Genomic DNA, 12,294 nt, shown 5'->3' with positions numbered 1-12,294 from the left:
TTTCTAATTTAAAACCAAATTTTGTAGCAACAACAACCTCTTTTCTAAAAGGAACTAATGCTTCTCCTAATAATTTTTCATTGACATACGGGCCATACGCTTGCGCAGTGTCAAAAAAAGTAATGCCTCGCTCCACAGCGGTTCTAATGACTTGTATGGCTTGACTTTCTTCAACGGCTATTCCTGTTCCAAAACTTAAATTCATAACACCCATTCCAAGTGCTGAAACTTCTAATCCGCTATTTCCTAATATTCTTGTTTTCATTTTTAATGACTTTTTTGATGGTAATTTTTTGATGGTACAAAGTTCCTTCAATAGTCATTGTTGTTTTGTATATAAATTACGGATGTTAGTACCATTATTACTGATTTGGGGACTTAGGCTAACACTTTGGCAATCTGCGCAGTATATTTGTACTATAAATTTAATAAATGCATTATGGATACTATTAGAAAGCTTGAAAAAGTCTCTCAATACAATGTGCTAAAGGATATTGAAACTAAACATCCTTTGATAAGCGTTTTTGATAATTCCATAACAAAAGCATTACCAAATCACAGCCGAATGTATTTTGGATTCTATGCCGTCTTTTTAAAAGCGGGGCATTGTGGTGAATTAAAATATGGTCGCAATAACTATGATTATGATGATGGGACATTAGTATTTGTGGCACCGGGACAGGTTATTGAAGTCAATAATGAAGAAAATTATCAGCCTTCTGGTTTGGCACTGCTTTTTCATCCTGACTTAATAAAAGGGACAGCACTAGGAAAACAAATGAGTCAGTATTCTTTCTTTTCTTATGATTCACATGAAGCACTTCATTTGTCTTCAAAAGAACAGCAGATTATTAAAGATTTATTTAATAAGTTGGAATATGAACTAAGTCAATCTATTGATAAGCATACTAAAAGCATTATAACCAATAATATTGAGTTACTGCTAAATTATTGTATACGGTTTTACGACAGGCAGTTTATAACCCGGGAGAACATCAATACAGACATCTTGTCTAAATTTGAAAACTTATTAAATATCTATTTTCAATCAGAAAATGCACAAAATTTAGGACTTCCATCTGTTGGATATTTTGCGGATTGCCTGCATCTTTCTCCTAATTATTTTGGTGATTTAATTAAAAAAGCAACGGGTAAAACTGCGCAGGAACACATTCAATTAAAATTAATAGATATAGCTAAAGAGAAAATTTTTGACACAGAAAAGTCAGTCAGTCAAATAGCATTTGAACTCGGTTTTAAATATCCACAACATTTTAATCGAATGTTCAAAAAAAGTACTGGTTATACTCCGAATGAATATAGATTGTTGAATTAATTCCACTCAGAAAAATAAACAGTTTTATCAATTGTTTGAATCCCGCTGAGGTAACTCCACGGGAAATCTAAACCGTACTGTTTTTATATGTTTAAACTGGTTAAATAGTGGAAAAATGGCATAAAAAAGGTGTATTCGTAAGAATATACCTTTGAAGCTTGTGACCCCAGAAATACAAATTTCAAACCATTTTCTCCAAGATTTAAAGAAATTGGCCTATTTTTAAGTTAATTTGTGAGACAATTTTTAAATATTAAAGTTTTTTAGTTTTATTATCTTTTGATGATTTTTCTGTTGGTATTGCCTTGATTGGACTTGATTTTCAAGAAATAAATACCCTTTGCCAAATGTGTTAAATCTAATTGAGTAGATAATACTGGGGTATTAAATTGGAATTCTTTTACTAATCTCCCATTAACATCAATTACCGACACTTTCTCAATCATCGTGTTTGCTTGAATGTTTAACAGACCGGTTGTTGGACTTGGATATATGTTATATTGATTTACATCGCTTTCTACAACTGACAACGTACCTGTAAATCGAGTAGAAGCGGTATTTGTGACGATTCGCGGATTGAAATCGAAATATATATCTGCTGTATTTTTGATGATATCACCGGCGACCACATTATTCAATGGTTTTATTTTATAAGCAATGAAGCCGTGTGAGTTGGGTTCGTCTGTGGTGTTGTCAGGAAGGTTGATTTTATCGAAAATAAATTTAATTTGCTTTCCATCTTTTATCTCTACCTTGCCGCTGTGACTCAAACTTTCGAGTTGCATAGAGGTCCAATCCAATTTGTTGTCCAAAATGTTTTCTACATTTACGTTTATAGCACTGGCATTACCTGTATTTTGAAAGCGGATGATGTAGTGAAGAAATTCGTCGGAATCTTCGATTAGTACCTGCTTGCCTTCAAGACAGGTAATGTAATTTGGATCATATGAACCGATGACAGTTTGGTTTAGAGTGAAGCTATTATCTTTTTCTGTCTGATCATCTCCAGAAGTAGGGATTACAGTTACACTTGAAATAACTTCATCATTTATATTGGTTATAGGTGTTGCGAAAACAGTAAAGTTTAAATCTATAGTTTTGGTTTCAAACGGTTTTAAATTTGCGAAATCAAAAGTCAATGTGTTGGCAGTTTGTGAGGAAACATTTTCGGTCGCAGTCAGGAAACTAAGTTTATTGTTATTGTATTCAAATTTTACAGTACCACTTGATGTTGTAGTACCAATGTTTCTGTAAACAATGCGATAATACGTTCCAAAACCTGGTCGTACATCATTTAGTGAAGGATACAAACTAACATTTAAATCATTAATCTCCCCAATAGGAGTGATACAAAAGTCGGCTAAATATGTATTATTCGTTCCTGAAAAACTAAAAGCATGCGACGTTGGATTAGAAGCAAAATAGTCTGGCAGCTGAGATGTGATTGATGTGGTAAAATTTCCCTCAGTGGTTGCAATATGATACGCTCCATTTTGATCTGTAAAAGTTGCAAAACTATTATTTCCATTATCTGAAATAACCATAAGATTGCTTGCCTTTACATCGGAAATTGTGCATCCGTTAGAATCTGTATCAATGAGGACTTTTCCTTGTATTGTATAACTCAAAGGTCCTAGATTCTCTAATACAGAAACTCGACCAATTGACGAACCATAACCAAATACTGCTAAAACATCCAGATCGTTGTCATTGTCAACATCTGCAGTATTCACACATACGCCTATATTATAATTAAAAAGCTCCTGGATTATTTGTCTCTCATAAAAAGTGCCATTTCCATTATTTTGATACCATGCAATTATTCCTGATGTTTGTGAATGACCCGATGCGGTCAACACATCTATATCACCATCATTATCTATATCTGCCGCATGAATTGACTCACCATTCGTTGTTAGTGTAGAAATATCATGTTTAATATTACTAAAATCACCCTTTCCATTACTATTTTCATACCAAACGACTGAATCAAAAGGACCACCGCCCGATGCACTTACCCCAATGATATCATTATCACCATCACCATCAACATCAGCAGGATAAACGGCTTGCATAGCATTAAAAACATCCATATGCTCTTCTACAAAATCTCCTAATCCATTCGTGTTTTTATAATAATAGGTATCCGTGTTATATGATGAGGCAATAATATCCATATCCTTATCTCCATCCATATCGGCTATTTCCAAAGAAGTCAACGAGCCGTTGTCATCTCCTGTATCGGTAATTATTTGCTCAGAGCCAAAGGTGCCGTTGGAATCGAGGTTTTTATACCACGAAATTTTATCTGCGTTATAGACCCCACACACCAAATCCATATCTCCATCACCATCTATATCCTTTGAACGGATGATGGTCGCGGAGCTGTTACTATCAATTACATGTTCAGTAGTAAAATTCCCTTGTCCATCAATATTTTCGTACCAAAACAATACCGAATGTTGAACAGTCGCAATATCTAAATCGCCATCGCCGTCAATATCTACAGGATATGCTTGAGGAGTAATATTGCCAACAGAGACACTTTCGGTAATGATGTGTTGCTTGCCATAAAAACCCAATCCGTTAACATTTTCAAACCATGTTAATTTAGCATCATCTTTTGAATTTACTAACAAATCAATATCATTATCTCCATCAAAATCACCTGGATATACATTGCTTGGATCTTGAATTATCCGTGCAATTACCACTTGCCTTCCAAAATTACCGTTCCCATCAATATGCTTATACCAGGCTACTTTATTATCATCCTGAGATGCAGAAATGATGTCATTCTTTCCATCTCCATCAATATCAGCTGTTATCACAGATCTTACTCCAAAAGCTTTATTTGTAATGATTTGCTGATTACCAAAATCCCCTAAACCAGTTGTATTGCTCATCCATCCGATTTCATTTTTGCTTGTATACACAATATCAACAGTGTTATCATTATTTATATCGGTTACTAAAACTGCATTGGTTTCGTTTGCATTGGATGCAATAATATTCTCATCACTAAAATTACCTAATCCGTCCAGATTTTTATACCATGCAACTTGTTTGTCGTTTGCTGAGGCAGAGATTATATCCTTATCACCGTCATGATCGATATCAGAGGTAGTGATCGAACTTAATCCACCAGCTAAAATTGTTATTGTTTGGGGTGTACTAAAAGTACCTTTTCCATCCGTGTTCTTTAGCCATGTAATTTTACTATAATCTTTGTATCCAATGATAATATCCTGATCGCTGTCACCATCCAGATCTTCGGTAACTAAGAGTGAAGCTGTAATTAGATTATTATAACTGTCAGTAATAAATTGTTCTTGTCCAAATTTTCCAGAACCGTCGTTTTTGAACCATACCAGTTTTGGCTTAGATGGAGTAGTAGTATTGATATTATAAAAACATAGAATATCTATATTACCATCATTATCTATATCACTTGGTACTGATATTAAGGCTTCAGTACCTAGGGGAAAAACTTGCATAACTTCAAAATTTCCTAAACCATCTGTATTTTTATACAAAGTGAATTTATTGAATACCGAACCTAATATATCAAGGTCTCCATCATTATCAAAATCAACAGTATATAAAGCGGAAGCTCCATACGTTACTGCGATGGTTTTCTTTTCACCAAAATTTCCCAAACCATCAACATTTTCATACCAGTTCAGTCCGGCTCCGAAAGTAATAATGTCCAAATCATGGTCTCCATCAACATCAGCTGCCTTAACAAATTGAGGACTCATGGTTGTATAAGAATTCCCTACAACAATGTTTTCATCAAATCCTATTTGCCCATAAAAATTTACAGAAACTGTCAATAATAGTATTAGTAATTTTGTTTTCATATATAAAAGATAATGGGGTGTAGCTTACGAAAATTTAAGAATCATCTGCCAAAAATATAAAATTAATAATTGTTAAAACTAAATTTTAAAAACAATCTATATTTTGTTTCCTTCCACCTGAAACCTGCTATAATCTGTACAAAAGAAAAATTCAACTTACCTCTTTTTTTTAAAATTATGCAGAAGGAATCAATGAATTACATGACACGATTTATAATCTTTTTAATCGTTAAAATTTAATGATTTTAATAAAATTTGTATTCAGTGAAGTAACCTCCATAGGATATTCAAATTTTTTTTGTGTGTTTAAGCGGGTTAAACAGTAGTGAGAAGGCATAAAAAAAAGCCCATTTCGTAAGAAATGGGCTTTTAAGCTTGTGACCTCGACTGGATTCAAACCAGTAACCTCTTGAGCCGTAATCAAGTGCGCTATTCAGTTGCGCCACGAGGCCTTAATGCGGGTGCAAATATAGGAATAAATATGTATCTTGCAAGCATGAATTTACATTAAAATTAAAAAAAATGATCTTAAAAAATTATATACGTGATATTCAAGGATTTCCAAAGGAGGGAATCGTGTTTAAAGACATCACTCCGTTGTTAATTGATGCGAATGCTAGAAAAGAATGCCTTGAAATCTTGGTTTCGACGGTGAAAGGAAAAAAAATTGACAAGGTAATCGGGGTTGAAAGTCGAGGTTTCTTCTTCGGGATGCTTTTGGCAGAGGAATTGAATGTGGGGTTTGTTCCGGTTCGAAAACCAAATAAATTACCTTTTGATACTATTTCGGCCTCTTATGATTTAGAGTATGGTACTGACACTCTTGAAATCCATACCGATGCTATTCAAAAAGGCGATAGGGTTTTGATTCACGATGATGTTTTGGCTACAGGAGGAACAGCAAAAGCAGTGTGTGAATTGGTAGAACGATTGGGAGGGGTAATTGTTCAGTGCAATTTCCTGATGGAAATCACTTTCTTAAAGGGAAGGGAAAAGATTTCTGGAAACGAGATTTTTGCCGCGATGACGTATTAGTTTACAGATGACAGAATTAAGTTTGCGGATTACTGATTACTGCCGACTGAAATCTGTAATTTACCCAAGTGCTCTTGTCGTTACATAATAGCGGTATCCAATAATAGCCATTTGCCATTTTTTGGCTTTGGATATATCCAATCTTTGTTTGGTAAAGCTTGGTAAAATAAGTTTGTTGATTTGAGCTAGAATTTTAAACATAATTTTTTTTTCAAAGATATAAAAAAAGACGGTCTTGATGAGTGACCGTCTTTTTGTTGTTTTTCAATGGAAAATATTACTATTTTTTATCTTTCTCTATCTTGGAAATGTATTCTTCCATTTGTTTGTCATAAACTTTCATTTTTTCATCAAAAGCTTCCATTTCTTTGTTAAACGGTTCCATTTGTTTGTCAAATTCTTCCATTTGCTTATCGAAAGCTTCCATTTGGGGCTCCAGTTTTTTCATTTGTTTATCAAATTCTTCCATTTTCTTTTCAAACTCTTTCCAAGCTTTTTTGTCACCATTTATTGGGTCTCCTTTCGGTGCTTTTGGTGCTTTTGGTAATGGAGGATGAGTCGGAGTTTTCATTTTTAAAACTGGCGGCGTCGGAGGAGTAGGGGGAGCAGGAAGGTTTTTGTCTTGTATGTTGTATGTTCCGTTTTTTGTTACAATACGGATTGTTTTTCCGTCCTTGTTGACGTCCATTGTTACAATTTTACTTTGATCCAACTGGTCCAATTCATTTTGGTCTACTTTTTTGTCATTGATGTAAATGTCATTCTCATTAACCATTTTGGCATGCTTGTCTGTGATTATTCTGATTTCTTGTTTGTCATTATTTTTGATGACTTTCATAGTAGCAATATCTTTTGGATCCAATTTGTCCATTTCGGTTTTATCTGATTTTGCTCCATTAATGAAGATTTCTTTTTCAACAGCAAGTTCTTTAGCTTCTGATAGTGCTATCTTAGCATCATTATTTTTAATTCTGGCATCGATTTCAGCATCAGTGATATCAATTTTTCCTGATCCATCATGCTTGATGTAAATATCTTTTATTGCATCCGAACTATGTTGTTTGTAAGTACCATTGCCATACTTGTTTCCATTATAATTTACTGTAATTCCAATTATCTCATTTTTTGAATTGCGTTCAATTTCAGAAAAGACTAAATCACAATTAAATTCTTTTTTAAAAAATTCGGCTTTCTTTTTTAAATCTTCATTTGAAAAATTCTTGCTGATAGTGGTGACAACATCCAACACTGTATTTGATAACGTCTGATTCTCTCTTTCCTTTGCTATAACTTCCATTTGGAATAAAAAAACAAAGGCAATTAAAGCTGGAAGTATTAATACATACTTCCAGGAATTCCATTTTTTTGATTGATTTTTGTTTAACATAACGATTCGTTTTTTGATTAATGATTGATAAAAATGATTGGTAAGCACAACAGAATTTTCGTGCGTTGTTATTTTTAAAAGCGTAAGTTGATACGCTTTTTTGTCAGATATGCTTTTGGAGGCTTCGCTATCGGCTATGAATTCCAGATTTTGTAAAATGGCTTTTTTGTACAGCCAAATAAAGGGATTGAACCAAAAAAGGATGCAAAAGAAACGCGTGATTAAGACGTCTATAGTGTGGTATTGCTCGCTGTGTACTTTTTCATGTTCAAGAATACTTTCCATCTCAGCTTCGCTATACAATGATGAGTTGTAAACGATGGTATTGAAATAGGAAAAAGGAGCAATATTTTCTTTTAGGTCAATGAATTTATGGTCAGCTTGCTGGTGAATTGTTTTTCCTTTTAAAACTCGATTAAGGTGATAAAAGTCAAAGGCAAATTGGATTAAAAACAAGGCAATTCCGATTATATAGGCTGCGGCCAAAATAAAATACCAATTAATTTCAAAACTTTCTTTTTGGATTGGAGTTGAATGAGGAATTTTTGACCAATCAAAATTAGTTGGAGCTGGTTCTACCCAAACAACGGTTGTGAATACTATCCAAGGCAAAATTACGGATGTCAGCAAACCAGCCAAAAGAAACCAACGGTTTGCGGTAAAGAAAGTTTCTTTTCGCAGTAGAAAATAATAAGCGATATAAAACATCCCTATTAATCCACTCGACTTTGCAATATATATGAATAGTGTTTCCATGTATGTTTATTGTTTTTGTTCGATCATAGTGAGAATTTCACGTAATTCGGCTGCCGAAATTTTCTCTTCTTTTGCAAAAAAGGAAACCATGTTTTTATAAGAACTATTAAAATAATTATCAATAGCGGTACTCATGAAACCTTTTCGATAATCTTCGATACTTACAATTGGGAAATATTGATGAGTGTTTCCAAAGGCATTGTGATTTACATATCCTTTTTCTTCTAGATTGCGAATAATGGTGGATAGTGTATTGTAATGTGGTTGTTCTTCGGTGATTTCGGCCATCACTTCTTTTACGAATGCTTTTTTGAGCTTCCATAAAATGTGCATGATCTCTTCTTCTTTGTTCGTTAGTTTTTGCATTTCGTTTATTTTTAAATCGTGATCATAATTCCAAAACAAACTTACAACTATATTTCTAGTTTGCAAACTAAAAATATAGTTATTTAACTAAAATTTTAGTTTTGTATTAATTTTATTGAGTTGAGATAGACTTTTTTAATAGGTTTTGAAAACCTTTTGATATGTATATAAAAGATGATATAAGCACAAAACGTCTTCTGGAATACAATGGTTGTGGTCCTCGGGTGAGTGATAGAAGCAAGCTACCGAAGTAGCGCGGATAGTACGACAGCATTATGGGAAGGGGCCGAATAAGCGGTTTTGCATATTTGGCCCCTTCCCATAATGGTGGCACACCCTAATTATTATGTAGGTGTTATTTTTATTCTTTGTGAATCATTTTGTTGAGCCAAAAACAGCAAAGTAAGGATATTGCACCTAAAGTTCCCATGATAAACCAATTGACTTGATAGTTATAGTGAGCAATAATTTCCAGACCTGTTTTGGAACTCACTATATGTGCCAGACTAAAACTCATGGTATAGAAGCCCATATATTTTCCTTCTTGACCTTTTGGTGCTCGGTTGAGGGCGACGGCATTGACAAATGGAAAAGAAAAAATTTCTCCAAAGGTGAGTAATATGATGCTAATTGTTAAGATTCCAACCCAAGAATCAAGTAGCAAAATGTAATATCCAAGTGTTATGAATAGTGACCCAATTGCAATGCTTTTTATTTTATTCGTTTTTCTTCTTTCCAAGGCGCTTACGATTGGCATTTCTAAAAGGAAAACCAATAGTCCGTTGATGGAAAGCAGCATTCCGGTTTGGAATTCACTTAGCCCGAATTTTTCGTTGTGATATAAGGGTAAAGTCGAAAATATTTGAAGAAAAACCATAAAAGTAACAAAACTGATAAAGAGCAGTAGCCAAAAAGGTTTGTCTTTAAAGATCGATTTTGAAATTGTTTTGGTTATTGGATGATCTGTGGCAACAGGTGTTTTCTTTTTTTCTTTAATGTAAAATGCAAAAATCAAAATCGCAATGATACAGGTGCTTCCATCGACCCAAAATAGGCCTTGGTATCCCATCCCTATAATAATCAATCCGCCTAATGCTGGACCGGCAGTAAAACCTAGATTTACAGCTAAGCGAATTAAAGACAGCGCACGAACTCGATTCTCGGGTTTGGCATATACGCTCAGGGATACAAACATGGCAGGACGAAACATATCGGAAATTGCCATAATGACAAACATCCCAAAGCATAATCCCCAAAAAGTTGTAATGTATTGCAGTAGAATAAATAAGATTCCGCTCGTAAAAAGGCTAAAAATCATGATCTTATAAAACCCAATTTTATCGCTCAATTTACCTCCAATCCAAGAACCCAGCATGGAACCCAAACCAAAGGCAACCATAATCCATCCCACTTCACCGTAGTTAAAATTCAAATCTTCCTTTAAATATTTGGATAAAAAAGGCAGCACCATAGTGCCAGCTCTATTGATAAAAGTGATTAGGGCAAGTATCCAAACTTCGCGTGTGAATCCTTTAAAATTATTGATGTAGCGACCGAGAGCAGTTTTGAGCATGTAGTAAATTCTTATATTGCAAATCTACAAAGTTTTTTAGGAGCTATTTCCAGCTATTCGTTGCAATCTTTTATTTTTTAAAGAAAAAAATAAAAGGATTTTCACTGCTATCTGGGCTACAGAGATATTTAGGGTATTTCAAGATATTTGTTTCTCTAAACATAAACTTTGTGGCTTTGCAACTTTAAACTATTTTTGCCTAAAATTTAAAGATATGAGAGTTATACTGACTTTGGTTCTATTAGCATTATTTAATATAGGCTTTGGCCAAGAAAAATTTGATTTGGCAGCAGTCGAAAAATTTCAAAAAGATCTCAATACAGAATTTGCAGATGCAAAGACAAGCCCACTTCTGCCTGAAGATTTGGCTCAATTCAAATCGCTGGATTTTTATCCAACCAATGAAAAAGCCTTTGTGGTTGCCCAGTTCATCAGAACTGAAGACGAAAAACCTTTTGTGATGCCAACAACTGGCGCAAAAAAACCGATGTATGTAAAATACGGTGAAGCTCATTTTCAGTTAGAAGGAAAAGAGTTTAAACTGAATATTTATCGCAATATTGAACTTTCCAAAAAAGAAGAATACAAAGACCATTTGTTTTTACCGTTTTCGGATTTGACTTCGGGTAAAGAGAGTTATATAGGCGGGAAATACATTGATTTAAAAATTCCAACCAGTAATACGATTGTTATTGATTTTAACCTGTCGTACAATCCGTATTGTGCTTACAGCCACAAATATTCATGCCCAAAAGTGCCATTGGAAAACGATTTGGCTATCGAAATCAAAGCAGGTGTAAAGAAGTTTCATGATTAATGAAGTTTATTAATTTACATACTCACAAATTTACGAATCAGGAAGCAGTTTTGGAACTCGTCAATCAATATCCACAGGGATTTGATCCAGTGATTCCGTATTATTCTATTGGGATTCATCCCTGGTATATCGATGAACAAAGATTGGAGACTGATTTGCAAATAATAGAAAGTAAATTACAAGATTCCAATTGTCTCGCTCTTGGTGAATGTGGATTGGATAAACGGATTGAAATCCCGTTAGAATTGCAGCAAATGGCTTTTGAGAGGCAATTGTTTTTGGCGCAAAAACAAAATAAGCCCATAGTAATTCATTGTGTGGCTGCTTTTCAAGAGATAATCGCTACCAAGAAGCGATTAAAAATTACAGTTCCAATGCTGATTCACGGTTTTTCAAAGAACAAACAAGTGGCTAAGGAACTCATCGATAACGGATTTTATATTTCGTTTGGGAAATATTTATTGCTTAATCCCGAAATGGAAACGGTTTTTCAAAGCATACCAAATGACCGTTTTTTTCTGGAAACAGATACTGTGGAAGAAGGAATTGAGGAAGTGTATGCCTTGGCAGCCCAATATAAAAAATGGAATATGGATGAACTGCAACAACAAATAAAGAGTAATTTTGCAGCGGTTTTTAAAAAGCAACTTTAAGAATATAAATAAAACGAATTGATATGGCAGAGTGGACAGAAAGAGCCGAACTATTATTTAAAAAAGAAGGATTACAGAATTTGCAAAATGCTCACGTAATGGTCGTAGGACTTGGTGGAGTTGGTTCTTTTGCAGCCGAGTTTTTGGCAAGAGCAGGAGTGGGAACGATGACCATTGTAGATGGCGATGTGGTGGATATTACCAATATAAACAGACAATTACCTGCTTTGCATTCTACGGTGGGACAACCTAAAGTGGATGTTGTAGGTGACCGATTGATGGATATTAATCCTGAATTGAATTTGATTCGAGTAAAAGAATTTCTTTCGCCAGAGCGTGCTTACGACATTGTTACCAATGAATATGATTATGTCTTGGATTGTATCGACAGTGTAACTCCAAAGCTTAATTTAATTATTTCGGCCAAAAGAAAGAAAGTACGAATCATAAGCAGTATGGGAGCCGGAGGAAAAATGGAAGCATCCAAGGTGAAAGTGACTGATATTGC

At 34.3% G+C, this 12,294-nt stretch carries 11 protein-coding genes and 1 tRNA gene; 5 read left to right on the top strand and 7 right to left on the bottom strand.

Features of this window, described 5'->3' with window-relative positions:
* Positions 1-265: aldo/keto reductase (locus VFS71_RS06365; protein ID WP_326400067.1), on the bottom strand; the 265-nt coding region annotated here is incomplete at its 3' end.
* Between the two features lie 174 nt (positions 266-439).
* Between VFS71_RS06365 and VFS71_RS06360 the strand changes: the two genes are divergently transcribed.
* Positions 440-1,336, top strand: a complete 897-nt coding sequence (locus tag VFS71_RS06360; RefSeq protein WP_326400065.1) for a helix-turn-helix domain-containing protein — start codon at positions 440-442, stop codon at positions 1,334-1,336.
* Between the two features lie 272 nt (positions 1,337-1,608).
* Here VFS71_RS06360 and VFS71_RS06355 read toward each other — a convergent pair whose 3' ends face one another.
* Both VFS71_RS06355 and VFS71_RS06350 read right to left on the bottom strand, forming a co-directional pair.
* Positions 1,609-5,199 (bottom strand): T9SS type A sorting domain-containing protein, encoded by a 3,591-nt coding sequence (locus VFS71_RS06355; RefSeq protein WP_326400064.1) that lies wholly within the window; start codon positions 5,197-5,199, stop codon positions 1,609-1,611.
* 378 nt (positions 5,200-5,577) lie between these two features.
* Positions 5,578-5,651 (bottom strand) — tRNA-Arg (locus tag VFS71_RS06350).
* Positions 5,652-5,721: 70 nt separating this feature from the next.
* Between VFS71_RS06350 and VFS71_RS06345 the strand changes: the two genes are divergently transcribed.
* Positions 5,722-6,234, top strand: a complete 513-nt coding sequence (locus VFS71_RS06345) for an adenine phosphoribosyltransferase (protein WP_326400063.1) — start codon at positions 5,722-5,724, stop codon at positions 6,232-6,234.
* A gap of 60 nt (positions 6,235-6,294) precedes the next feature.
* On the opposite strand, the gene VFS71_RS06340 is transcribed toward VFS71_RS06345, so the two are convergent.
* From VFS71_RS06340 to VFS71_RS06325, 4 genes are all read right to left on the bottom strand, one after another.
* The gene (locus VFS71_RS06340; protein ID WP_326400062.1) at positions 6,295-6,435 is read right to left on the bottom strand and encodes an SsrA-binding protein; all 141 of its coding nucleotides are present in this window, start codon (positions 6,433-6,435) and stop codon (positions 6,295-6,297) included.
* A 79-nt stretch (positions 6,436-6,514) separates the two neighbouring features.
* Positions 6,515-8,377 (bottom strand): M56 family metallopeptidase, encoded by a 1,863-nt coding sequence (locus tag VFS71_RS06335; RefSeq protein ID WP_326400061.1) that lies wholly within the window; start codon positions 8,375-8,377, stop codon positions 6,515-6,517.
* Between the two features lie 6 nt (positions 8,378-8,383).
* Complete coding sequence (locus VFS71_RS06330; protein ID WP_326400060.1) at positions 8,384-8,743, bottom strand: BlaI/MecI/CopY family transcriptional regulator; 360 nt, start codon at positions 8,741-8,743, stop codon at positions 8,384-8,386.
* A gap of 361 nt (positions 8,744-9,104) precedes the next feature.
* Positions 9,105-10,316 carry an MFS transporter gene (locus VFS71_RS06325; RefSeq protein ID WP_326400059.1) on the bottom strand — a complete coding sequence of 404 codons (1,212 nt, stop codon included), beginning with the start codon at positions 10,314-10,316 and terminating at the stop codon, positions 9,105-9,107.
* 214 nt (positions 10,317-10,530) lie between these two features.
* Here VFS71_RS06325 and VFS71_RS06320 point away from each other — a divergent pair, with 214 nt between their 5' ends.
* From VFS71_RS06320 to VFS71_RS06310, 3 genes are all read left to right on the top strand, one after another.
* Complete coding sequence (locus VFS71_RS06320; RefSeq protein WP_326400057.1) at positions 10,531-11,133, top strand: DUF1684 domain-containing protein; 603 nt, start codon at positions 10,531-10,533, stop codon at positions 11,131-11,133.
* Positions 11,133-11,786, top strand: coding sequence for a TatD family hydrolase (locus VFS71_RS06315; protein ID WP_326400055.1), 654 nt, complete (start codon positions 11,133-11,135; stop codon positions 11,784-11,786). The genes VFS71_RS06320 and VFS71_RS06315 overlap by 1 nt, the downstream gene beginning before the upstream one ends.
* Before the next feature lie 23 nt (positions 11,787-11,809).
* On the top strand, positions 11,810-12,294 hold a 485-nt coding region (locus VFS71_RS06310), incomplete at its 3' end, for a tRNA threonylcarbamoyladenosine dehydratase (RefSeq protein ID WP_326400054.1).

Origin of the sequence: Flavobacterium sp., from assembly GCF_035760125.1 — a bacterium.
In the GTDB taxonomy this organism is placed as follows: Bacteria; Bacteroidota; Bacteroidia; order Flavobacteriales; family Flavobacteriaceae; genus Flavobacterium.
This window is presented reverse-complemented; position numbering and strand designations above follow the sequence as displayed.